The organism is Roseateles sp., assembly GCF_039595295.1.
GTDB lineage: Bacteria > Pseudomonadota > Gammaproteobacteria > Burkholderiales > Burkholderiaceae_C > Roseateles.
The window spans coordinates 39,425-65,075 of the sequence record NZ_JBCNLU010000006.1; the positions used below are offsets into that span (position 1 = coordinate 39,425).

General features: G+C 68.2%; 6 protein-coding genes. 2 read left to right on the top strand and 4 right to left on the bottom strand.

From position 1 onward, the window contains the following. Positions 1-34 precede the first annotated feature (34 nt). Positions 35-1,144 (top strand): TIGR03364 family FAD-dependent oxidoreductase, encoded by a 1,110-nt coding sequence (locus tag ABDW59_RS06515; RefSeq protein WP_343628731.1) that lies wholly within the window; start codon positions 35-37, stop codon positions 1,142-1,144. Between the two features lie 23 nt (positions 1,145-1,167). Here ABDW59_RS06515 and ABDW59_RS06520 read toward each other — a convergent pair whose 3' ends face one another. The 4 genes from ABDW59_RS06520 to ABDW59_RS06535 all read right to left on the bottom strand — a co-directional run bounded on the left by ABDW59_RS06520 (position 1,168) and on the right by ABDW59_RS06535 (position 24,030). Next, a complete protein-coding gene (locus ABDW59_RS06520) occupies positions 1,168-18,138 on the bottom strand; it encodes a C80 family cysteine peptidase (RefSeq protein WP_343628732.1) in 16,971 nt (5,656 codons plus the stop codon). An 80-nt stretch (positions 18,139-18,218) separates the two neighbouring features. Then, positions 18,219-19,742, bottom strand: a complete 1,524-nt coding sequence (locus ABDW59_RS06525; RefSeq protein ID WP_343628733.1) for an HlyD family type I secretion periplasmic adaptor subunit — start codon at positions 19,740-19,742, stop codon at positions 18,219-18,221. Then, a complete protein-coding gene (locus ABDW59_RS06530; RefSeq protein ID WP_343628734.1) occupies positions 19,739-21,991 on the bottom strand; it encodes a type I secretion system permease/ATPase in 2,253 nt (750 codons plus the stop codon). The genes ABDW59_RS06525 and ABDW59_RS06530 overlap by 4 nt, the downstream gene beginning before the upstream one ends. A gap of 134 nt (positions 21,992-22,125) precedes the next feature. After that, positions 22,126-24,030 carry a glucokinase gene (locus ABDW59_RS06535; RefSeq protein ID WP_343628735.1) on the bottom strand — a complete coding sequence of 635 codons (1,905 nt, stop codon included), beginning with the start codon at positions 24,028-24,030 and terminating at the stop codon, positions 22,126-22,128. A gap of 457 nt (positions 24,031-24,487) precedes the next feature. Between ABDW59_RS06535 and glk the strand changes: the two genes are divergently transcribed. Then, complete coding sequence (gene glk / locus ABDW59_RS06540) at positions 24,488-25,522, top strand: glucokinase (RefSeq protein WP_343628736.1); 1,035 nt, start codon at positions 24,488-24,490, stop codon at positions 25,520-25,522. Positions 25,523-25,651 lie beyond the last annotated feature (129 nt).

Sequence of the window (25,651 nt, forward strand, 5' to 3'; positions counted from 1 at the left end):
GGAGTCAACTTTTCTCCATCACTTCCACTCTCCCATGACCCATGACCTCCTCGTCGTCGGCGCCGGCATCGTCGGCCTGGCGCATGCCTGGGCCGGCGCCAAGCGCGGCTGGCGCGTTGTTGTCGTCGAGCGCGACGCCGCCTGCATCGGCGCCTCCATCCGCAACTTCGGCTTCGTCACCGTCACCGGCCAGCAGCGCGGCACCCATTGGCAACGCGCCCGCCGCTCCCGCGACCTCTGGGCCGAGCTCGCCCCCCAAGCCGGCCTGCGCATCGAGCACGCCGGCCTCCTGATGGCCGCCCGCTGCGCCGAATCCGAAGCCTTGCTCGACGCCTTCCTCGCCACCGAGATGGGTGAAGGCTGCGAGCGCCTGAACCCCGCGCAAGCCGCCGCGCGTCAACCCGGCCTGCGCGCCGAAGGCCTGCTCGGCGGCCTCTACAGCCCGCACGAACTGCGCGTCGAATCGCGCGAGGTGATCCCGCGCATCGCCGCCTGGCTGGCGGAGCACCATGGCGTCGAGTTCCGCTTCGGCGAGTCGGTGCTCGACGTCGAAGCCCCTCGCATCCGCACATCCCGGGCCGTCTACAACGCCGAGCGCGTCGCGGTCTGCTCCGGCGCCGAGTTGCACGGCCTCTTCGCCCGCCGCCTGGCGCCACATGCGCTCTCGCTCTGCCAACTGCAGATGCTCCGCGTGCGTCCGCCGGACGGTTTCCGCCTGGACGCCGCGCTGATGGCCGACCTCAGCCTGGTCCGCTACGAGGGCTACGCCGCACTGCCCGAAGCGCAGCCGCTGCTCGAGCGTCTTTCGGCCGAACGCCACGATGCGCTGGCCCACGGCATCCACCTGATCGCGGTGCAGAGTGCCGACGGGACGCTGGTGGTCGGGGACTCGCATCACTACGGCCCGGTGCTGCCGCCGTTCGCGAGCGACGAGGTGGACCGGCTGATCCTGGACGAGCTGCACCGGCAGCTGCCGGTGCCGGTGCAAGTCGTCGAACGCTGGACCGGCGTCTATCCCGTCAGCGCCGAGCGCCCTTGCCTGATCGACGCGCCGGACGAGCGCACGCGGGTGGTGCTGGTCACCGGCGGCACCGGTGCCAGCACCGCCTTCGGCTTGGCGGAGGAGGTGCTGGCGGGGTGGTGAGCGCTATGCGCGTTGCGCCGGAGTCAACCGACCGATGGGGCGAGCAGCCGATCCAGCCACGTCGACGTCGCAGGCTGCGCCGGGCTGGCGGCGATTCCATCGCCGCATCGGTGCTTGAAGCCCGCGATCGCCTGGGTCAGCAATGCCGCCAAGTCGGCCGGTGAGCGCGCGGTGCTCTGCAGCGGTTCGAGGGATGGGGGCACGGCCGCCGCGCTCGGCGTCCGAGGGGTCGCGGTGGCCAGCAGCGTGCGCGGATCCAACGCTTGTGAGATCGGATCGTCACCTTCTCGGATCGACGTCCACCCGGGCTGACCTTCCGGCGGCTGACCCTGCCTGAGCACCTTGAGCGTCAGAAGACCGGCGGCTTCCAGTGCATCCAGGCCAGCGGCCGCTTCCGTCAAGGCCTGCCGTCGAGCCGCATCCGCAACGGTATCCCCGTCGGGGAAGCGCAGCACGAGAGGCTGTCTGGCGACCGCGGCGCCCAGTGTCGCGAGCATGAGCTCGCCGGGAGCAACCGAGCGTTGGGCCACCCGGTCGCCGAGAGCGTCCGAGATGATGCCTCGCCGCATCTCCAGCAGCTTGGCCAACACGACGGCGGGAAGGCTGACGGAGACCGACATCAAGCCCATTCGCGTGGCCTCCTCGTCAAGCGCCGTCGAGGTCAGCGCCTTCACGGCCTTGGCGCCCCAGTCGATCGCCGTGATGTCCAGCTCACCGCCCTGCATGTCCGAGGCGGAGGCGAGCCGGTCCACCGCGGCGCCGAAGGCGTGCCAATCACCGCCGGACGCCTTCAGCAGCAGGGTGGAGACCGCCTCGACGGTCTCGTCGTCGAGCTTGATCCGTCTCGCCCCCTTCCGGAGCAGACGTATCACCTCGCAGCGAAGCGGGGCCAGCAGCGGAGCGTCGAGGGGCTCGACCGCCTCGGCATCATGGAGCCGCGCCGGCAGGCTGTCGATGACGGCCTGCAGCCGCTGTCGCTCCGTGGCGTCCTCTTCGGCTGACGGCTCGGTGCGGATGCTCTGCATCGCCGTGGGTGGCGCCATCAATCCGAGCGGCTCCAGGTCGCGCTTGAGTTCAAAGGCCGCCTTGTTGATCAGCTCCTGCGCGCGGGGGCTGGTGCCGACGGGCGCCTGCAGGACGGCGGGGCGTCCCTCAACCATGGCCGCGATCGTCGCCAGCGCCAAGTGCACCGGTAACGTGGCCATGTCCGCGTTCACCCTGCCGTGCGACGCCATGACCTGAGCGCGGAGCACATCGGCGATCCAGCCCAGGGTCGTGCCCACGATGGCCTCGGGGGCGGACACGCGAAGCGCAGGCCGGTCGGTCGTGGCGGATCCGGTCAACTCGCGCAAGGTCTTGGAATGCCAGTCGCGCGGGACCTCCACCGCGTGCTGACCGTACAGCAGGGCCTGCGCGTCGTGGAGCTTCACAAGCGCGGCGGGAATCGCATCGTTGTCGCCGGCGGCGGCGTCGAGCAGGAGGCCGGCGACGGTTTGGGTGAAGTCGGGATCCCGTCGCGCCGCAGGCGCCGTCATGCCGTCGAGCCGGGCCACGACCGCTTGGCGTAGGGGGTCGACGACACTGTTCGTGAGCAGGGACGTGCCCCAGCTCCTGTAGCGGAGCAGCGGCAGGCCGACCTCGATACGTTCGCGCGGCGAGAGGCCGCGGCGCACGATTTCCAGGGATTGGTCGGGGGTCCGGCCCGTTTGGTTGAGGCGAGTGAACAGCCCAAGCTCCCGCTCAGCGGGCGCGGCATGGCGCGCGACATCGTCCGCGGTCGCCTCCAGCGACAATTCGACGCCCAGCGCTGCGCGAAGCGACCTCGCATGCTTCACCCCGTCGGGAGTCTGCACTCCCCGCCTTGCTAGCCACCGAGCGTCCTCGTGCGAGAAGAGCGACTCGGCCGTCAACGCTTGCAGCACTGGGCTGGCCCCCGCCTCGCCGGTCTGGAACTCGACTTCCTCGAACCACGTGGCCGGGAAGTCGCCATCGATGCCGACGATCTCGTAGGCGGCATAGGGCACGCCCTGTGTATCGATCTTCACCTTCGCGCTGTCGCAGGCCGTCTCGAACGGCGCGGAAACGTCGATGCGCTGCCCGTCCTTGCGAATGCCCTGGACCTTCCAGCGCGCGCCGAGCGGCCCTCCGCGCTTGATCTCCCGAGCCTTGTCGCTCGCGAACGATGTGGGCCCCAGTTTCAACGCCAGACCCGTCAGGACGATCGCGTGCCGGAAGTCGAAGCGGATGAACTTGTCCGGACCCACGTCGGTCTTGGCGGGGCGCCAAGCCGTGATCTCCCCCGATTCGCCGTGGCCGTCGACGAGGTGCTGCGGCAGTGAACGGCCCTCCCAGGACCCCTCGATCGTGAAGGGCTGATAGTCGAGCAGCCCCTCCTCGTAAAGGATCACGACGGAGGGCAACGGATAGTCATCGAATGACGCGGGCGAGTAGAGCTGTGCGCTGTCCCAGGGGCTCTTCGAGCGATCCTGCTCGACCTTCGCGGCTTGCTTGCGAAGATTGGCATTTCGCTCATCGATGAGGGTCTGAGGATTCTCCGGCGACCCGCCTTCGGTGTCGAGCACCTGCCCGGGTACGAGGTCGTACTGGACACCTTGCTGCGCCTGGCTATGCGCCAAGTGGAAGCCGGTGCGGTCGTCATTGAACTTGAGATAGCGTCTTGCCAGGTATCGGTACTCCGTCTGGGGCGCGCTCTTGAAAGTCGGCGATGCCTTGACGCTGATGAGCGCCGACCGGTCGCCCTGCTCATAGGCCTTGCGGTTCGCATTGCCAAGGACGACATCGTGAGCCGAGATGCCGGACTCCCGCAGGCGCCGCAGAACGGTGTAATCCTCGACGCCCGCCAAGCGCATGTCGGCGACCCAGTCCGCGTCCGGAACACCGGCGTCCAACATGGCACGCGCCAGAGATTCCGCAACAGCCGCTGGCCGTCCCTTCAGCTGAAGGACCGCTGGCAGCAAAGGCACGGCGACAGATCTTGACGGCAGCGCGCCGGCCCGAATCCGGATCAGCTCTTCCAGGGCCCAGCCCGCGTCCGGGTCATCGATGCCCCGTGGCAGGTTCCGGGCGCAGAAGGTCTCATGGGCCTGGAGGTCCTGCAGAGTCAGCTTCTCTCGCAAGGCGAGTTCGATCGTGGGCCAGGGCATCTGCCGTTGTGCCAGATCCTTGAGCACCGGGATCTGGGCGGGCGTGAGGTCGACGTCGCTGGCAGCGAAGCCGTCGATCACCGAAGCGGGAAGCGCCCATGCGTGGCGATCGACCACCTGTCGCAGCAAGTCATGGAGCCGAAGCAGCTGCCGAGGCGTGGCGCTGCGAATCCGGGATGCGATGTCCCCGGGCATCCCCTTGGACCGCAGATGCGCCTGCACGTCCGCGGCGGCGTAGGCCACGTCGAAGTCGATCCAACCGTGGCGAGCGAAGGAGAGCTGGTGCTGGATGTCGGCGGCGCCCTGGGGGAGCGCCTTGCTCGGCGGCCGCTCGCCATCGGGCAGCGCGTTCCAGAATCCTCCTTCTCCCTCCACCTGCAGCGACCATCGCCCGGGGCGCCGGTGATAGTCCTGGATCAGCACGATCGACGGCGTTGTACCGTCTCCATGGGCTTCCACCGTATCGCCGTGGGACACCCATTCGACCGGACGTCGCATCCGGATCCGGCGGGTGGAGGGCTGGTCGCCCCAGGGGGCGCCGGGTTCCGAGAGGAAGACATGCGTGCCTGGAGCCGTCGCCAGCGCGTCACCTTGCTCGTCGGGCTGATGCACGAAGATCCCGTCCGATCGAATGACGGGCAGTGCGAACCGCTCTGTTCCGACCCGGACCGACAGGTGCCGGGCGTCGGGGTCGGTCGCATGGTTCCGGACGGTGATCGTGTCGCGTGCCAGCGCGATCACGAGGTCATCGCCGATGCGTGACAGGCGGACCTGCTCCAGGAACTCGGCCGTGTCGATGTGGCGCAATTGCAGGACGTCCTGCGTCCGATCCTGTGCGAAGTTGTCGATCACCACATGCTGTCCGCTGGCGGCGGGCGGGCTTGCGTAGAGCCAGTACGTGTCCGAACCCTCACCCCCCCGGAGGATCGATCCGTCGGGGAGGCCCTTCCAGCTGAGCGTGTCGTCGGCAACGGTGCCGCTGCGGACCTGCGTCGGCGACGGATCCAGGAACGGGAGCGTTCCTGAATGCGTGCTCGTGCTCTGCCCTGCACCGTCGTTGCCGCTGCCGTGGCTGCTGAAGCCGCTGCTCGCGACGGTCCGCACGGCAGCGGCGACCTGTTCGTCGGAATCGGGCAAGGTGAGCGGCAGGGGCTTGTTGTCCGTACCGTTCGCCCAGAGCATGGCGGGAGCGGCGCTCCATGGTCCCGAGGCGTCGCGTTGGCCGACCAGTCGCAAACGCAGCGGGGTGAAGTCCTGGCTGGCGTCAGAGGGAGGGGTTTCGATGATCAGGAGATCCTCGGCTTGCACCTCCTGACGAAGCCGATCGATCGGAATGTCAAGCGCCATGTCGATCGGCACCGCGGTCATCGGCTCGACGCGGATGTCGCCTGAGCCGGAGGATAGGTGATAGCGAGTCAGCGCCTCGTCGCCGGTCAGCGTGATCGGCGCGGCAAGGCCCGACGCGGGGAGCGTCACATGCTTCTCCAACTGGCTGGGGGGCACGGGTTGGTCGCCGATGGACAGCGGGTTGATCAGCACGACGGCCCGCCCCAGGGCGTCGATGAGCATGAGCGGATTCGCAGGGGGGGCCGACATGGCGTCCCGCGCGGGCGCCTCCAGTCGATCGAAGAAGCCGTCGAGCTTCAGCGTGTCGTCGCCGATGGAAAGCACCAGACGCTGACCGTCCCGGCGGTAGCGCACCGCCTCATGGAGCACATCGATCTTGAGCAGCAATCGGGTGTCACGCCTTCGGCCGATATCGATTCGCGCATAGCGGACGCCGCGCGACCAGATGGCCATGTCGTTCGACGTCGAGATGATCTGATTGTTGTCGCGAAGCAGGTAGGTGTTGTGGCCATCGCCGCCGTCGATCAAGGCATGGGCGGACGACACGTCGAATCGCTCATCGGCGTCCGAGCCGCGGATCAAGACGTCGCGCGCATTGTGGACGCTGATTCGATGCACGTCCGTCGCCCAGGACGTCACGCGTTGGGGCATCTCGATTCGGAGCACCGGCTTCATGCCCGCGAACTCGTGCAGGATATTCACGTCCGAGCCATCGGCATCCAGCTGGATCTCGTCGGCGTCGCCGCCAAGTCCCCGCAGACGAACGTTGTCCGGCGCCGTCATCTGAAAGATGTCGTCGTGCAGACTACCCTCGACGACCGTACTGGTTGACCTGCCGAGCTGGAACAGCTGACGCTTTGCGTGCTTCTCCCCCTTGATGAGATCGCGCCCGAAATCATCAATCGGCCCTTGCCACGCGTTGATCCGATCCATGGATAGCACGGCCACGGACGGGGCGGCAGCGCCCCCTCGATCCCGTTGGTGGTGGACGAAGTCGCGGGCGATGGGCTCCGCGGCTTGCAGCACGAAGGTGTACTTCTTCTTCGTCGTGTGATCGTGAAAAACGGGGTGTCGCACCGGGTGTTCGGTGTCAGGGACGAAGAACTCGTTGTAGCCCTGCTTCTTCGCCAGCATGTCCATCTCGAACTGCGCCGAGTCCTTGAATTGCGCCTTCAGCGTCCTGGCGTACTCGGTCGCGGCTTCGTATGCCGCTTTCTCCATCTCGGCCCGCAGCACGAGATCGGTCGAGATGCCGAAGACCTTGGCTAAACCCGCGGCGAAACGGTCGCCCGCACTGGCCGAGTCGAGGATGTACTTGCCGAACTCGTCGAACCAGAGCAAGGCCTGCGCCATCCCATTGATCACGAACATCACGACCGCGGCGGGGGCTGCCACCTTGGCCAGGATGGCGGAGGCCACGCCCATGGCGGTCCCGGCCAGCGCGGCGGTGCCGCCGGCCAGAATCGTCTTCACGCCGATCACCGCGCCGGTCAACGCCATGCCCACCGAGAAGGAGGTCATGACGGTGTTGAGGACGAAGGACTTGCCGGCTGGACTGTCGATGGACTGACCGCTCTTGACGAAGTCGATGCCTTGAAACACGCAGGCGGTGACGCCGACCGCCGCCATCACCACATTCCCTACGCCACCCGCAAGGCCTGTTCCCAGCCCGCGAAGCACCTTCATGCGCGTCACCGCGTCGAGGGCGCACAGCTTTCTGCCAAGCAGCGCCAAGAGGGGCGTCACGGCCATGCTGGAGCTCTGCACGCTGGTCAGTACCAGCGAGACGGGGTCCATCTCATGCCCGCGCGCGATCAGTTGGCCGATGCCCAGTGCGGTGTCCATGAAGTCCACCGACCCGTCGACCTTGCCCAGCATCTTTGTCACGGGACCCGGCCGCGAGCGGCTGGCATCCATGCGGGCCACCACCGGAGCCGATGCCGATCGGCGCAGCGATTGGAAGAGCGTGCCTGGCAGCTTGCGGAACGCGCGATCCGCCATGGCGAGTTCCGGCGAGGCCTCGCCGCTCAAGAGCGACGTCAGCCGATCGTTGTCGAGCCTGACGCCCTGTGAATCGATCCGCACCGCACCGATCTTCTCGAGCGCGGCGAGCGAGGTCTTCTCGTTGATCGCGTCGATCGTGTCGAAGTCGATGTCGTGGCCGTGTTCAGCGTCCCGGCCCATCTCTGCGATCACTCGCTCGACGGGCGAGCCCTGTGCGGGCGAGGGGGGCGGCGGATTCATGGTCTTGGGCGCGTCCTCGCGCAGACCGATTCGATCCATCCACTGCCTGAACTCCACGCGACTTGCATCGGGGAGGCCGTCGACGATCTCGTCGAGCAAGCCCTTCGGACCGGATTCGCGATCGTGCACCGCCTTGAGCAGGTCGGCTTCCGAGCTGTCCGGGCCGGCCGCCGCGACCATTCGGCGGGTCAGGGCCAGGGCGCTGGCCGACGGCGTGTCGAAGAACAAGGGGAGGGACGCGTCGACTTGGGTGTGTCGGGCCCTCAGCCATTGGGAGAGCGTCCTGACACGCGCGGTGCTGTCCGCGTCGGAAGGCAGCAGCGGCAACACCGCCTCGAATCGCGCCGAGTCGAGCTGGAGGCGATCACCCAACTCGACCCCGTGTCCACCGGCCACTCGCAGTCGCTCGGCGGTGAGCGGCTGTCCGTCGAGGCGGGCGCCCAGGGCGTCGAGGAAGCGGGCCGGCACTTCGCGTCCCTCGAGCTTGACCATGCAACCGGCCAGCGACTCGTCGATCAGGTCGCGCAGTGGCGCGTCGGCGGTCGTGGTCTTGAACTCGCGTTCGATGTCCCAGGCGAGTTGTTGCTGCTCCGTGGCGTCCTCGGCGATGCGATCCAGCCGCTCCTTGTCGACCACCCCCTGGTCATCGGCGAACAGCGACCGCAAGGTGAGGGAAGGGAGCTCGTCGCCCAGATCGGGACGGTAGAAGAGCAGGTCCTTCTCGATCGAGGCGTTGAGGCGGTCGGCGTCCGAGCCGGAGACGTCGAGTGCCGTGTCGAGGGCGAGCTTGGTGGCGTCCTCGGAAAGGGGCTTGGTGGTCGGCTCCTCTTGGTACTTTTGTGTTAGCTTCCGCATCGATTGATCCTGTCTGGAGCGGAGCTTCTTGATGGTGATCGAAGTTCTGTTCCTGGCGTGATGGATCGCTTGCGTTTCTCCTTCTCCGACTGTCCAGCGCCGGGAGAAATCAGGCTTGGACGGCTCGTCGCCGGGAAACAGCACGATGTCCCTGTATGCGGTGATCGCCAGCTCCCTGGCCTTCTTCGACGGGGAAATTTTGAAACCGGTGGCGAAATCGTCCTCGAACCGACTCGCTGAGAATTCCGAGGCGATCTTGCAGGCCAGCAACGTGATGCGGTCGATGGGCAGCGCTTGTTGCGGGAAATTCTTTCCAAGGAGGGTTGTCACGCGCTTGCCCAGATCCTCTCCTTCGTAGCCGCTCAATGTTGTTGACTGGCCCTTGTTGGCACCCTGGCCGACGATGACGAGCTTGATCGGAATGTCCTTTGGCCCGAATGACGCAGTATTCCCCGCGTAGGTTTGGAAGTTGCCGGAATGATCCGTTTGAATCCACAAGGCCCGACGGTCCTTGCTCATCTCTCTGGCCATGACCCTCAGGCTCGCCTCGTACGCGGAGGGTGAATCATCCATCTGCAGCACGATGGTCCGCCTGTCGGCGGACCGAACCCCGTCGGCCGGAGACGAGCGGACTCTCGACAGCAGCGCGCTCCAGGCGTCGTTGCCCTGATGCCGTGGCAGCAACTCGTTACGCCAGCTGTTCAGATCGGGCCGAGATACATCGGCCTGCACCTCACCGGCATCCATGAAGGCGCGGAACTGTTCGATGGCCTTGGCGTCCGGCTTCAGGCGCTCGCCATCGCGCTCAAAGAGTGCGACGGTCGTCTCCAGGGGGGCTGACCCGATTTTCCGCGCCAGCGAAACTTCTCGAGGGTTCGCTATCAAGCGCTTCGGCATCCGAGCGGCCACGGAACCATTGGCGATCAGGTGCGCAGCCGCGACATCGAGATCCATCGCGGCAGCCGATGCGTCCATGGAGTCGCCAATGCGGAGGTAATGTATGGTCGAGGACTTCGACTCCACGCTGCCCGATCTCGTTGTCTTGAACTGGAAGTGTTTCGCAGCACCGCTGTCGTCATGACCGAGCTTTGCGACAATTTGGCGGGTCGAAGTGGAGTATTTCCGATACCAAACCAAAGAGAGCCCCGGCAAGGCATCGTTCTTGTCGTAGACGAGGGCGGGCGTAGAGACATCTCCCTGTTGTTGAAGAATCCCGCTGAGCGGCGTCCTTGCGACGTGGTAGCCGTCCTTTCCGTGGGCGACCCAAGTGCCGCGTTTCAGGGTGGTTTCCTCTTTCGCCACCACCTTGATCTGTCCGATGACGCCTCGGGCCGACAGCGCCTCCAGGACGGGTTGCAACTTGACGATCTTGCTGGCGACAAGCTCTCCTTCGGAGCCACGTTGCTGCAACTGGAGCAGGGCGTCGGCGTCGATCCTGAGCCCCTTTCTTTGTTGGGAGGAGTCCAGCGCGGCGAAGATCCAGTCCGATAGCGAGTCCCACGCCACCTGAGATTCGCCTGACTTTCGGGTACGACGAATGGCGGCACTCAGCAATGAGGCCGCCTCCCTGCGGGACATCGAGGCGCCGGTGCCAACGGTGGGATTCCCGGCGAATCGCTCATGGATGTCCAGAAGAAATGCCGCGGAGGACGAAGCGTTGCCCTTGTTCACCAGTGAGCAAAGCTCATCGACGGCGCCCGAATCGATCTGGCCACGCGTTTGAGCTTCCGAGGAGATGGCCTTGATCAAGGCTGAGCGGTCATTGGTCTTCCACTTGACCTTGGTTTCCGTACCGGACCATTGCCTGTCGAGCCAAGCCACGATCAGCGTGTCGATGGCCTTGGAGTTGGGAATGGTCAGCGAGGTGTCCCCCGTCGTCTCTACCGACACGATGCCCGATGAATCGACATCGGCTGCCGACGAGCCGTCGGGGCGATCGCGTCTCGCGGGGACGACGTTGTCCTGCTCGGCCAGGGGACGCTCCGCGCCTCTGCTGGTGCCTTCTTCTGCCGTGCTCGTCGTCGGCTGATGGACGTCCATCGGCTTCTCGTCCGATGCCGCAGTGACTTCGGTTGGGGGGGCGATCTCGCTGCGTGTCGAGCCCTCCGAGATCGGCACGGTCTTGGTCTCGTTCCGGGTTTTGGTCGCGGTTCGAGGGGGGGCGTCGGAGTCGGACTCGGAGCCGGACTCGGAGTCGGAATCTGGCTGGTAATCGGAGTCGGAATCGGGCTGGTACTCCGTCTCGGACTCGAACTCGGACTCGAACTCGGAGCGAGGTGCATCGACATCGACTGCCGACGATCCCTCGGGGCGATCGCGCTTGGCGGGGACGACGTTGTCCGGCTCGGCCAGGGGCCGCTTGGTGCCTCGGCTGGTGCCTTCTTCTGCCGTGCTCGTCGTCGGCTGATTGACGTCCATCGGCATTTCATCCGATGCCGCGGCGGCTTCGCTTGGCGGGGCGATCTCGCTTTGTACGGAGCCCGCCGGGACCCCTGCGGGCTTGGCTTCGGTCCGGGCTGGGGTCGCGGATCCGAGGGGGACGTCGGACTCGGGCTCGGAGTCCGAGATGTCCCAAGCCGGAGCAGTCTCCCAGCCGGCGACGGGCACGATCCTCGCAATCACCACCCCGTCAGCGCTCAGCTCGCCGGATTCGTAGAGGAGCTTGTTCGGCAGCGACTGCGAGTCGGTCCCATCCAGCGACGCGACCAGCAACACATCCAGCTCCCGCAGGGACTGCGCCTGACGCCAGGACCGATCGGTCTCAGGGGTGCTCGCCGCCGTCTGGACTTGCCATGTGAGCGTCTGGCCCTCTTTCTCGATCGTGAGAGCGCCCGATGTGGCGTCGAAGCGCTGCTTCAGATCCGGTCTTGCAAGGCCAAGAAAGGGCAAGGGGGAATCGGCGGGCAACAGGTCTCGGCCTCCCTCGCCGAACGCGGCCTGGTAGGCCGGGCTCGACGCCAGCTTCGCCGATTCGCCAATACGTGCCACCACCTTGTCCCAGAGTGCCTTGACCTCAGGGTCGTCCGGCGGCGTCTGGGTCAGCTTGCTCACTTCATCCACGCGCCGCTGCCAAGCCTCCGAGCTCATGCCCTCCGCCATCGCGGCCCGCGGGCGGGACAGCAAGGCCTTCAGCTTCCGTGACGTCTCGTTCAGCCATTCCTTCAATTCGCGAGAGCGGACGTCGACGCTCAATTCGTCGGCGAGCTTTCCCCACCCCTCGCGCAAATCGTTGAAGCGCAGCCGCTGCACCCGGTGCTGATCCGGATCAAAGACCGCGGTCGGCCATTGCTCGTCCAAGATGTCGTCGCTAGCGATCCAGAGCCCCTCGTCGTCATGACGCCACTTGGCCCCGCCCCCCACCGGCCGGCGTTTGCGCGTGTACTCGACCTCACCGATCACCCCGGTGGACGACAGCAGGTCGAGCTCGTCGCGCATCGAGAGGATCAGCGCCGCGTAGCTCGTGTCCTCGGGACTCGCGTTCGGGCCTTCGATGCCGCGTCTCAAGCGGTCGTAATCCAGGTGGAAGGGCGTTGTCGGCCCGGACACGAGGGTGCTGGAGAAGAAGTTGGCGAGCAGGCGACCTTGGACACTTTCCGTCATCGCGCGCTGGTCGGTGCCGCCCATCAGATGTTGTTCGGCGCCTTCGACCAGGTGGCGCAGGGCCCGCGCGGCCCGCGTATCGGGCGATTCGTCGCCCACGGTGCCGGCCTGATTGGCGGCGTCCAGCAGAAGCCGGCGGGCGCGCTCCATCGTCGCCAGCGACGGGTCGAGGATGCCCATCATCAAGGTCTCGGCCGCCACGCGGCGCACCTCTGGATCGATCTGGACGGAAGCGTCGGGCGCGGCGAAAGCGGTGTCACCGTAACCCTCGACCAGTTCGTGCCGGTACGGTCCAAGCTTGCCAGGGTCGCCGAACCACGCTTCCGGCACCAGCGACAGGCTGGACGCGATCGCGCGCGCGCGGCCGGTGCCGGTCATCGAAAGCGTCGGCTCCCCGCCGGCCAGCCTGGGAGGCGGCGTCCAGGCGTCGCCGCGCTTGAACGACCACCCTTGCGGCGATCGATTCGCCACCACCAGATCGCCTGATCGCAGGGCATCGTCGGTCAGGGTGAGCGTCGCCGGCAATCGGTCAGGCACGATCTCGCCTGTCTCGTTGCTCGCCAGCGCGATCACCATCAGGTCCAGGCGTCGTAGCGCGTCCCCAAGTGCGCGAGCGCGCGGCCGTCCGCCTCCGTCAACGGCCGGTGGCAAGTCGTCGACCCGCATGCGTGCGACGCCTATCGATCCTTCCAGATCCTCCCAGGACAGACGCACCATGCCCGTCCGCGGGTCCAGCGACTGCCGGATCCGCCGCTCCAGCGCAGCCAGGCCGGGCAGCGGCAGGTCGTCGGCGATGGGCGGGGGATCGAAGCTACGGGCCGGCTGGCCCCACAGCAGACCGTTGATGGGATCGAAGTGGACGTCCGTCCAGAGCAGAGCGGGCGCGTCCATGCTCGAGACAAAGTCCTTGCCCGAGGCCGTCCAGGCGCCTGAGACAGGCCTGTGGCTGGAACGCCATTGCACGGGGCCGATGAAGCCGGTGTCGTGGAGCTGGCTCAGCGTACGGGCCAGTTCGAGTTCCACGCCTGCATTCGCGACTTCGGGCGGGGCAAGGACGCCCAGCACGGCATCTTCATCGATGGCGACGAAGTCAAGCAGCAACGGGCTGCCGTCGGTGGCCCGCGCCGCGCGCCCGAAGAGATGGGCGATCGCGCTGTTCGTGTGGACCCGCAGGTCCGCGTTGGCGGTCCCCAGTTGCTCCATCGCGGTCGTGCGCAGCGTCTCGTAGGCGGCATGGACGTCCTGGAGCTTGGCGGGATCACCTGCGACGTTGGCGCCCTGTGCGTTCAGCACACCGACGTAGGCCTTCAGGAATGAGGACGCCGATCCCGTCAGCAGCCCCTCCACCATATGCTCGGCGACGGCTCTGCTCTTGCCCGAAAGGGGCTTCTTCTTTTCAAACGCCTGCCAGGTGGCGTCCGTCAGCGCATCGCGCTGCGCCTGCAGGGCGGGCGGAGCCGACAGGTCCCACGAGGCGACGCCGGTCTGCAGGCTCGCCGCCACGGCGGTGAGGCGTCGAGGGAGCGCAAGGCCTGCGAATCCGGACTCGGGCTGGGGGAAGTTCGGGCCTTTCGGTGCGGATGCACTCGACGGACCGGCGCCTGGATCCGACAGCACGGCGTCGAGACTGCGCGGCAACAGGTCGGCGAAGACCGACCAGCGTTCGGGCACGTCGACATCGTCGGCAGGGTACTTGTCCGTGACCGTGAACGGAACGGTCTCGCCTTCGCGTGTATAGACCATCGTGTCCCCGGGCATGCGGTGCCGGAGCATGATTTCCCCGTCCGGCTGTTTGCGCTCCGTGACGATCCTGATGCGCTCATCGCCCAGGACATCGGCGCCGATCACATGCAAACGTCCCGTCCTCGCCGTCACGCTGACCTCGCTCATGCCGGGTTGTTTGAGCAGTGTCTTCACGAACGCATGGGCGAACGGCGCCTCGACATACGGCGAGGCGAGATCGCAAGCGATCAGGCTCACGCGTCGCAGGCTGAGCTTGCCTCCCGGGGCCGGTAGCCCCTGCACGAGCTCCTGCACGCGGCTCGCCAGCCGCTGCGGCGTCCAGCCGCTCAAGGTTTGCTCGCCGGTGGTCGACATGCCGCCATGGCCGACCACCAGCAGGTCGGCCTCGGCCGCGCCAGTCAGTGTGTCCAGGAAGTGCTTGCCCGAGATGGCAAACGACCGGGATCCCTCGGTTTGCGACCTGTCCTGCAACCAGACCGCACGTCCCTTGTGCTTTCTGGCGAGCAGCCACGCCGCCGTGGCGCTGTCCGAGTCGCCGGCCAGTTGAAGCACGATCTTCAGTCGGGTCGGCACGGCATCGGAGGGCGGATCGGGCAGCTTGGGCAGGTGCTTGACGCTCCAGTCGCCTCGCTGCTCGGCCGCGCTCAGCGAACGCAGCAGGCTGTCGGCGGAGTCGTCCTTGACACGCCACCCGGTAGCGACGGTTCGGCGTTGCTCGGCGGACAGGTCGTCGCGCGGGACGGCGACCACCGTGCCGTTGACGTGAAAGCCGGCGTCGTCCAAGGCCATGCGACGAGGCAGGCTCTCCAGCCCCAGCGGCGCGAGACGGAATTCCCCGTCCGGCGCGTCGAGCAAGCGCACGATCAGCGCCTCGGCAATGCGGATCTCCGCGTCCTGGCGAGCCCGGGCTTCCGGCGCTGAGATCCCCGGTCCTTCGAATGCGTCGAGCGGCCGAACCCGCACCTCGGTGTCAAGGTCCAGGAACCGATCGCGCAGCGTGATCAGACCCCGGCGCCGGTCCAAGGACTGGCTGAAGTCCGGACCGCGATCGACGAAGAACGCAAAGGGGGCGTCTGCCGGCAGAGCGTCGTGGACATCGAGGGAAGCGCCCACGCGCTCATCCCGGAAGCGAGCCTGCAGGGCTGCCATTCCCTGCGTCGCCGCCTCGATCGCTGATGCGTGGATCCCCAGCGCCTCCTCCACCAGCGGGGTGAGCTCGCCTTCGTCCAGTTCCAGGCGGCGCCGTATCTCGCGCCATCCGGCGATGGGAACCCCGACCTCCCTGGCGATGTCGCCGGCGACCCGTCGCAGTCGCGCGTAGTCCGTTCCCGGCTCCGTCGGCGCCCGTGCGAGGATGTCTTGCTTGCGTCCGGCCAGGTCCCTCCTGACGAAGTTGATCATCTTGATCTCGTCGGCGTTCTCCGACCTCAGGGCGTTCAAGCGCTGCAATGCTTCGGCCAGCGGGGCATCGGCCGCCGCCTGAACTTGACTGGCGACGTCACTCTCTGACGGGCGGCGCCAGACGAGATGATCGCCGGCGACCTGCGCCATTACCTGCGGCATCGCGTCCAGCACCGCCTCATCCGAAAGCGCCCTCAGCCAAAGCCGCTCGGACGTGGGGCCAGTGGATGCGTCCGGCGGCTGCATCGGGATGGAGACCTCTCGCCAGCGGCCGGGCACCGCTATGGAGACGTCGGACGTGACCGCAAGGGCGCCGCCGATCACGCCTGTGTCCGCGAGATGCCGGATCAGATGCCTGGCGCGGACGACTTCGATGTCCGCGTCGGAGGCCTCGACCTCCGAGCTGACATCCACTACCACGACATCGCGTTGCATCGCGGCACTGGTCGTGGCGGCCACCAGGTTGTTCCAGCCCGTCCGTCGAGTGAGCTTGCTCGAAAGCCCTCCCGTCTCCCGGGCCAGCAGCCAGTTGCCGGCCGTCAACGCGCGGTTGAAGTAGGTTGCCCAGAGCGCTCGCGTGCGGTCGCCGCGGGCGAACAGCGCCTGGGCCAGTTCGACGGTGCGTCCGAGCGTGTTCGCTCGAATCGGCCATACGCAGATCCTGGCCGCGAGATCTTGCTTGCCGGCGATCGAGGACGCGTCGCGCAGCCGAGTGAACGCGAGCCGAAGACGGCCCCGCTCGCCGAGAAGGCCGGCCGCGACGTCCCGGGAGACATCGGACAGCAGCTGGGCGTGGGCCGGCGATGTGGGATCGGGCGCCGGCCGGGTCTTCAGGTCGTCAAGGACTGCTTGGCGAACACGCTGGAGCAGATCCTGGCGTTCCGATGTCGACAAGTCATCGTCCCAGCCCGGGAGCTGGTCCAGGACGACCAGCGCGCGGTCGACTCGCCGCGCTTGAGCCGTCGGATCCGTGTTGCCCGGCAGCAGTCCGAGCGACCTGTCGACCTCATCCTGGGCGGGCATGTGCTTGTCCTGGCGGCGCACTTCGCCGTCCTCGACCCAGAACTGCCACGCTTGGCCGGCGTTTCGGGCGGGCGGCGGTGTCCCGGGGTCGACCTTGGCGAAGATCCGATACCCGTCGGGGTCGTCCCGTCCGAGGCTGAGCAGATCCGCATAGGTCGTGGTCCTCATGCCGGGGCGCGCCCATCCGGAGCGGTCGGCGGCGAGCGCGAAGTCACGGCCAAAGCCGCCGTTGGCCGGGGGCTTGAGGCTGTCGGCCAACAGGCGGGTACTCTCGACCCGGGCGGGCAGACCGGATCGCAGAGACTTCAGCAAGGGGCCGATCGCGTCGGCCAGCGCCTGGGGCCGATAGCCGCTCACCAGGCGAGATCCGGTCGCTTGGTCGATCTGCCCCTGCCCGCCGACGATCAACTGGAACGACGCGTCCCCGGCGGCGTCGACGAGCAGACCGGAGCCGGCCCGCAGGCTCCACTGGCCGTCTCGCGACAGTCTGACCCAGACCAGATCGCCCGCGTACTTGCGCAGCGCGAGCTGCCCCATCTGCTCGATGCGGATGTCGTCATCAAGCGCGATGAAGAGACGGATCCGCCTGGGCGGCGCATCGTTGCCGCGACTGACATAGGAGGGCTCGGCGCTCAGATCGACGTGGTTGCGCCATGTCGTCGGCCCCGGGGAGGGCGACGGGTTGGAGCCGTCCACCGTCGGAATCCTCGGGGGCTGGACCCGTGGGGGGCGAGCGACCAGCGGCGGGAGCGCGCTGAGGTCGATGAACGCCCTTGCCTGGGAGGGATCGTCAGACACGACCCATCCATCGTTGATCGCTCGCCAGGTCTTGCCTTCCGGCCGGGCTCCTCGGGTGTCGAGGAAACTGATGCCGATGTGATCCTCATGGGCGAGCTGGCGTAGCGCTGGGTAGAGCGCCCTGAGCGCCTCGGTCGCCGCGACATTCTCCTGTGTCCTGTGCGCGGCTCGCTCGCGCAGGCGATCAAGGTCGATGAGCATTGGTGCGCCGGTGAGGGCGCTGGCCGTGGCGGCTCGCAGCAAGCGCAGGCCAGTGGCGAGGTGCGTCGGCCGCGCGGTGGTGCTCGGTTGCTGCTCGACGAGCTGCGCGAGCGCACCGAGGACGTCAAGGTACAAGGCCGATGACCGGGGGACACGCGTCCTGGAGACCAGCGAGTTGTCCGTCGTCGAACCCAGGCGTGACCGGAGATCGGCGTCTGCAAACGGCCCGGCGATATCCACGGGCTCATTCGGGATGCTTGCCCTGTCAAGCTGCGCCACGAGATGGGAGTAGGGATCGGTCTCGGGATAGCCGTCGAAGAACCGACCGGCGAGCAGCTCGTGGCACATCTGGTGAATCGCCTCATCCAGCGAATGGACCAGCTGGCGGCCGTATCGGTGCCTCAGATGAGAGTTCAGATGCTGGATCAGGATCTGACGCTCCCCATACTCCTTTGGCGAAAAGGGGATGGGCTCGTCATTGACGAAGAATCCGGACATTCGCGCCTGGATCGTGCGGATCCGGTCGCGCGTCACCTCGGCCGAGAGGGCTGGTTGCGCGTCATGTGCTCGCGGGGTGGAGGAAGCGGAGCCTGCGGGGGCGGGATTCAAGTAGGTCATCGAGCTGGCGCGGCGGGGTGGAGGAAAGCGTTTTCAGTCCCCGTCGGTGCCGGCAACGCAGGCCAACCCCCTTTCGGGGGTCACCGCTCCCGCAAGCTCTCGCTCCCCATCTTCTCCAGCGGGCTCAACAGAAAGCTGATCACGCTCCGGCTGCCGGTCCGGACCTCGGCGCTCAGGGCCATGCCCGGCCGCAGCGGCACGCGTTGGCCCTCAGCGCCGTCCACGCCGTCGACGCCGACCTCCCTGACCCGCAGCGTCAGCGTCACCGCGAAGCGCGGCCCCAGCTGCTCATGCTCGATCGCATCGGGGCTGACGCGCGTCACCGTCGCGGGCAGCGTGCCGTGACGCGTGAAGGGGAAGGCCTCCAGCTTGATCGCCGCCTCGTCGCCGGCCCGCACGAAGCCGATGTCCTTGTTCTGGAGCATCACCTCGGCCGTCACCGGCGCGTCGTCAGGGACGATGACCATCAGCGGCTGCGCTTCGGTGACGATGCCGCCCGGCGTGTGCACCGCCAGTTGCTGCACCGTGCCGGCTACCGGCGCGGTCAGCCGCGTCAGCTGCTCGCGCCGGCCGGCCTTGCGGTACTCCGCCTCGATCTGCGACAGCCGGGTCCCCGCGTCGTCACGCGCGGCGTGCCAGCGCTGACGCAGCTCGGCGATCAGCGCGGCTCGCGCGGCGCGCGTCTCGGCCAGCGCGGCCTCCGATTCGCGCAGCCGGCCGCGCTGGGTGTCGAGCTCGCCCTCCAGATCGATGCGCTCGCGCCGCCGGTCCTCCCAGGCATGCGCCGACGCGAAGCCCTCGCCGACGAGCGCATGCAGATCGGATTCGCGCCGCGTCGCCTGCGGCAAGGCCGCCTCCAGGCGCGCCACCGCCGACGCTGCGGTCGCGTGCTCCGCCTGCCGTCGCGCCGCCTCGGCGTCGAGCCGGCCCAGCCGCGCCTGCAGATCGGACCACTCGGCGCGCAGCATCGATGCGGCCTCGTCGCGCTGCGAGTCGGGCCAGTCGACGGGCGGCGTCGGCAGCGCGCCCGCGTCCGACGTGGAGGTGGACGGCGATCGGCGCTCCGCCCGCGCCAGCGCGTCGATCAGCGACTGCGCCCGCCAGCGGTCCGCCCGCGCGCCGAGGCGCTGTTCATCGAAGTTCTCGCGATCCGCCGCCGGCGCGGTGGGATCCAGCTCCACCAAGGTCTGTCCGGCCTGGACGCGGTCGCCGTCCCGCACCAGCACGCGGCTGACCACCGCGCGCTCCAGCGGCTGCACCACCTTGCTGCGATCGCTGACGACCAGCTTGCCATCGGCGACCGCGACGATGTCGACCTCGCCCACGATGCTCCAGCCCAGCGCGATGGAGGCGAGTCCCATCAGCGAGAAAGCCGTGCGCCGCGGCGCGGGATGCATCGGCGTGTCCCGCAGCGCCAGGGCGGCGGGGAGGAAGGCCGTCTCGTCGGCCAGCCGCGCCGGGCCGGCGAGCTCGCGCCGCGCGGTCCAGGCCGCCGCCAGGACGTCCAGATACCGGGCCAGCAGCGCCCCCGCCACGCTGCCGGCACGCGCGGCCGGCGCCGTCCTCGCGTCGTTCGCGGTGTCTTTTGTCGTGTCCTCGGTCATGGCTGCGCCCCTCGTCCGTCCTGCATGGCCCACAGCCGCCGATAGATCCCGTCCGGACGCCGCAGCAGCGCGTCGTGCGAGCCTTGCTCCGCCACGCGGCCGCGCTCCAGCACCACGATGCGGTCGGCCCCTCTCACCGCGCTGAGCCGGTGGGCAATGATCAGCACTGTCCGCCCGCGGCAGATCTGGGCCATGTTCCGGTGCAGCACGGCCTCGCTCTCGTAATCGAGCGCGCTGGTGGCCTCGTCCAGGATCAGGATGCGCGGGTCGGTGAACAGCGCCCGCGCGATGGCCACCCGCTGGCGCTGACCGCCGGACAGCGAGCTGCCTTGCTCGCCCACCATCGTGTCGTAACCCTGCGGCAGTTCGCTGATGAAGTCGTGTGCCCCGGCCAGTCGCGCCACGCGCACGACGTCCTCGATCGGCGCGCCGGGATCGGCGATGGCGATGTTCTCGCGCAGCGTGCGGTTGAACAGCTGGTTGTCCTGCAATACCACGCCGATCTGACGCCGCAGCTGCGCCGCGTCCAAGAGTCCGGTGTCCACGCCGTCTATCAGCACGCGGCCCTCCTGCGGCAGGTGCAGCCGTTGCACCAGCGTGGTCAGCGTGCTCTTGCCGCTGCCCGAGCGACCGACGATGCCCACCACCTCGCCCGCGCTCACCGCCAGGTCGACACCGCGCAGCGCGGGCGTCGCCTCGGGTCGGTAGCGGAAGCTGACGTCGCGCAGCTCGATCGCGCCGCGCAGCGCGGGCAGCTGAGCGGCGCTGGTGGGCGCCGCCTCGGTGCGCGTGTTCAGGATGTCGCCCAGCCGCGCCATCGACAGGCCGGTCTGCTGGAAGTCGGTCCACAGGTTGGCCATGCGCATCACCGGCTGCGCCACATGCTGCGCGAACATGTTGAAGGCGACGAACTGGCCCACCGTCAGCGCGCCGTCCATGACCTCCTGCGCGCCCCACCACAGCGTCGCCGCCTGCGTCAGCTTGCCGATCAGGCCGATGCCCTCGTGGCCCCAGGCCGCGAGGTTCTGCGTGCGGAAGCTGGCCGAGACATAGGCCGCCAGCTGGCGGTCCCAGCGCCGCGCGAAGACCGGCTCCATCGCGCCGGCCTTGACGGTCTGGATCGCGGTGACGGATTCGACCAGCATGGCCTGGTTCTCCGCGCCGCGCGCGAATTTCTCGTCCAGCCGGCGCCGCAGCACCGGCACGATGAGCACGCTCAGCAGCACGTAGCCCGGCAGACCCGCCAGCACGATCAGCGTCAACGGCACGCTGTAGACGAACATCACCGCGATGAAGACGACCGAGAAGAACAGGTCCAGCACCACCGTCAGCGCCTGACCGGTGAGAAAGGCGCGGATGTTCTCCAGCTCGCGCACGCGCGCCACCGAATCGCCCACCCGCCGCGCCTGGAAGTAGGCCAGCGGCAGCGCGGCCAGATGGCGGAAGAGCCGGGCGCCGAGCTCCACGTCGATGCGGCTGGTCGTGTGGCTGAGGATGTACTGGCGCAGGCCGCTGAGCAGGCTTTCGAAGAGCATCACCACCACCAGGCCGATGACGACCACGTGCAGCGTCGACAGGCCCTTGTGCACCAGCACCTTGTCCATCACGACCTGGAAGAACAGCGGATGCGCCAGCGCGAAACCCTGCAGCACGAAGGAGATCAGCAGCACCTCGGCCAGCAGCCGGCGATGCTTGACCAGCGCGGGGATGAACCAGCTGAAGTCGAAGCGCGCCGCATCGCCGATCAGGCTGGCGCGGCTGGCGACCAGCAGCAGCTCGCCGGTCCAGCGCGCCAGCAGCGCGTCGCGCGGCACCCGGGCCGGCGCGCCGCCGGTGCTCGGCTCGACGATGAGCGCCTCCTCGTCGGTGATGCGGCCGAGGACCGCCGCGCGGGCTGGCGCGAGCGGTGCGGGGGCGTCATCGGCGCGATCGGCGTCATCGGTGGGGACGGCGTCGACGACGGCGTTGACCTCATCGGATGAGGTGCCGGGTCTCAGCCAGATCAGCGCGGGCAGCGGAAAGCGCGACAGCCGAGCCGGATCGGCGCGCAGCAGCCTGGCCTTCAGGCCGAGCAGGCGCGCGGCGCGCAGCAGGTCCTCAGGCGTGACCGGATCGTGGGGACCGAGGCCCAGCTGGTGGGCGAGGGCGGCCGGCTCGGCGGCGATCTCGTGGAAGGCCGCGACCAGACACAGCGCGGCGAAGGGCGACGCGGAGGACGCGTCGCGAGAAGAGGATGCGGAGTCGGCCATCGGGCCTCACGGGAGCCGGGAAGGGCCCGTGAGTAGCGGCCTCGCATGCGCGGTTTGACAGCCTGGGCAGACGTGCCGCCCCCTCGACATCGACGATGCCGCCGGCCGCGGCATCTACGGCATCTGCGGCGGCTTCAGCGACTGTGCGCGGTCAGCTTGGCCAGCGGCGAGGCCAGGCTGATGCCGGGCGCGGCGCGGCGCGCGCTGGGGCGGCCGTCCTCGTCGACCTCGTCCAGATCGGGGTGCGAGGCGCGCAGCGCCGGCGCGTCCGGATCGCGGCGCATGGCCACGCCCACCGCCAGCATGTCGATGACCAGCAGATGCAGGATGCGGCTGATCATCGGCAGGTGCGTGGCGACATCCTCGACGTGGTCCACGATCAGCGCCGCATCGGCCTTCTTCGCCAGCGGCGACTGGCTGGCGGTGATCGCCAGCACATGGGCGCCGCGCTCGCGCGCCGCGTCGGCGACGGCGATCAGCTCGGGCAGCTTGCCGCTGCTGCTGATCAGCACGGCCACGTCGCCGGCCTTGAGCGTCTGCGCCGCCAGCAGCTGCAGACGCGGCTCGGTGTAGGCATTGCAGGCCACGCCCAGTCGCAGGAACTTGAACTGCGCGTCCTGCGCCACCACGCCGTAATGGCCGATGGCGAAGAACTCGATGCGGGAGGCGCCCAGCAGCAGCTCGATGCTGCGGTCGATCATGTCGCGGTTGAGCTGGCTGCGGACCTGCAGGATGGCGGACGCGGTGTTGCCCAGCACCTTCTCGCCCAGCTCGACCATGGAGTCGTCCTGCGTCACCTGCGTGTGGCTGACCGGGACCGTGCCCGTCAGGCCCGAGGCCAGCCGCAGCTTGAAGTCGGACAGGCCCTCGCAGCCCAGCGAGCGGCAGAAGCGGATCACCGTGGGCTGGCTGACGCTGGCCGCCTTGGCGATCTCCGCGATCGGGTCGTTGAGCACCTTGCGCGAATGCGCCAGCACGTGGTCCGCCACGCGCTGCTCGGCCGGCGACAGGCTGTCGCGCGCGCGCCGGATCTGGCCCACGATGGCCGACGAGCCGCCGCTGGCCTGCAGGCTGCGCAGCTGCGCCTCCAGAATGGCGGACGCGCCCTTGAAGGTCGCGTGTTCGGCGGTGATGACGAAGGTCGGGATGGCCGCCACGTACTGCGAGAAGCGCCCCTTGTCCTCGAAGCGGGCGCGGAAGCGCGAGCGGTCGAAGTACTCGCCCAGGCGCGGCACGATGCCGCCGCCGATGTAGATGCCGCCCAGCGCGCCCAACGTCACCGCCAGGTTGGCCGCGGCCGTGCCCAGCAGCGTGCAGAACAGCTCCAGCGTCTCCTCGCAGACCGGGTCCGCGGCCTCGAGCGCGCGGGCGGTGATCTCGGGCGCGCTCAGCGCTTCGGACGGACGCTTCAGATAGTCGGCCATCGCGCGATGCATCAGCTCCAGGCCGGGGCCGGAGAGCAGACGCTCGAAGGAGACATGCTCGTATTCGTTCCAGGCGAAGCGCAGCAGCGCGATCTCCCGCTCGTCGCGCGGTGCGAAATTCGTGTGACCGCCTTCCGAGCCCAGCGAGATCCACCCCTCGCCGGCCGGGATCAGGCCCGACACGCCCAGGCCTGAGCCTGAGCCCAGCAGGCCGATGACGCTGTCGGGGCGGGCCTCGCCGCCGCCGATCTGGCGGATCTCGCTGCCGCGCAGCCGGGGCAGGGCCATGGCCAGCGCGGTGAAGTCGTTCACCACCACCAGCGTGTCCAGCCCGAGGCGCTGCCGCGCTTCCTCGATCGAGAACTGCCAGTGGTAGTTGGTCATGCGCACCAGGTCACCCTCGACCGGGTTGGCGATGGCGATCGCCGCATGCGCCACGCGCAGATGTCGGGGCAGGCGGTCGATGTAGGAGCGCACGGCGGCGTGGAAGTCAGGATGCTCGGCGCAGCGCAGCAGCGCGATGTGCTCGAATTCCCCCGGGGCGGTCTCCAGGGCGAAGCGGGCGAAGGTGCCGCCGATGTCGGCGATCAGCCGGGGACTGTCGAAATCTCGCATGAATCAGGTCGGATGCGCCCGCGACGGCACCGGTTGAGGACCGGTTGGCGCCGGATCGAGACGGAGGCTCGATTGCGGCGGGGCGGCCCTTGGAGGACCGGAGGCGATTATGGCCCGCCCCCCCGGCCGCACTGGAAGGGTTCGCCCTAGCGGGAGCCCGGGCCGCGCGGGCCGGGCGTCGGGCTCAGCGAAGGCATGCCGATTGCCGCCTCCCCGAGCGACTCGATGGATTTGGTTGTAGTGTGACTACAGCGATCTTGACGCCGCTATCCTGCCTGGGGTGGAATGGAAAATCCATTGAAAACAATCATCTGCAGAGGATTGCTGGAACTCGGTGATTGACGTGAGAACCGGTTTCCGTGCGAGCAGGGAGACTGCTCTTGTGTGAATGATGTAGTTTTGCTACCTTGTGTGGATCCGCCGGTTTCGGCGGTCCTCAGACATCAGGACAAGAACAGTGCAAGCAGAACAGGGTGTGGCCGCGAGCCGGAACGAGACAACCGGACGCGCGCAGGACAAAGGCTATCCGTGGCTGGTGGCGGACATCGGCGGCAGCAACGCCCGCTTCGCCTGGGTCGACAGCCCGGGGCAGCCGGTGCAGCACGTGCGCAAGCTGCCGGTGGCGCAGTACGAGTCGCTCAGCGCCGCGGCGCAATCCTATTTGAAGGAACTCGCCGGCCTGGGGCTGACGGCGCGTCCGCGCCGGGCCTCGCTCGCGCTGGCCACCGCCATCGACGGCGATCGGATCGAGCTGACCAACAGCCACTGGACCTTTTCGCGCAGCCAGTTGCAGACCGATCTGGGTCTGGACGAGCTGCGTTTGCTCAACGACTTCGAGGCGCTGGCGCTGTCGCTGCCGGGCTTGCGGCCCGACCAGGTCGCCGCCGTGCCGGGGCCGGTCCGCGGTGCGCCGCGCGGCACGCTGGCAGTCATCGGCCCGGGCACCGGTCTGGGTGTGGGTGGGGTGATCGAGACCTCCGGCGGCTGGATCGCGCTGCCGGGCGAGGGCGGTCACATGACGCTCGCGGCGGCCAACGACTACGAGGCTCAGCTGCTGTCGGTCGCGCGCCGCGAGTTTCCTCATGTGTCCGCCGAGCGCTTCCTCTCCGGCATCGGCCTGCCTACGCTGCATGCGGCGGTGGCGACGGTGGCGGGACAGGCGAGCGAGCCTCGGCTCAGCGCCGAGCAGATCGTCGAGCGGGCGCTGGGCGGGGACGCGCTCTGCGGCAAGACCATGGACCAGTTCTGCGCCTTCCTGGGCGGCTTCGCCGGCAGCGTGGCGCTGACGCTGGGCGCGCGGGGCGGGGTCTACATCGGCGGCGGCATCGTGCCGCGCCTGGGCGCGCGCTTCTTCGAGTCGGAGTTCCGCGCACGCTTCGAGGCCAAGGGGCGTTTCGCCGGCTATCTGGCCGCCGTGCCTTGCGTGCTCATCACCGACACCCTGACCGCGCTGGACGGTGCGGCCTTTGCGCTGCAGCAATCGGTGCGCTGATCTACCCACCCGCATCGTGAACGCTGCTTGAGTCTGTAGTCCAGCTACATACCGGTTCTGAAAACGGCGACCCTCGAGGTCGCCGTTTTGCTTTCTGCGTCGTGAAGAGGTCGTGATTCAGCGCTTTTT

Excerpts from the sequence above, each read along its gene's own strand:
- ABDW59_RS06515 (WP_343628731.1), top strand. The coding sequence starts at position 35 with ATGACCCATGACCTCCTCGTCGTCGGCGCCGGCATCGTCGGCCTGGCG.
- ABDW59_RS06520 (WP_343628732.1), bottom strand. The coding sequence starts at position 18,138 with ATGACCTACTTGAATCCCGCCCCCGCAGGCTCCGCTTCCTCCACCCCG.
- ABDW59_RS06525 (WP_343628733.1), bottom strand. The coding sequence starts at position 19,742 with ATGACCGAGGACACGACAAAAGACACCGCGAACGACGCGAGGACGGCG.
- ABDW59_RS06530 (WP_343628734.1), bottom strand. The coding sequence starts at position 21,991 with ATGGCCGACTCCGCATCCTCTTCTCGCGACGCGTCCTCCGCGTCGCCC.
- ABDW59_RS06535 (WP_343628735.1), bottom strand. The coding sequence starts at position 24,030 with ATGCGAGATTTCGACAGTCCCCGGCTGATCGCCGACATCGGCGGCACC.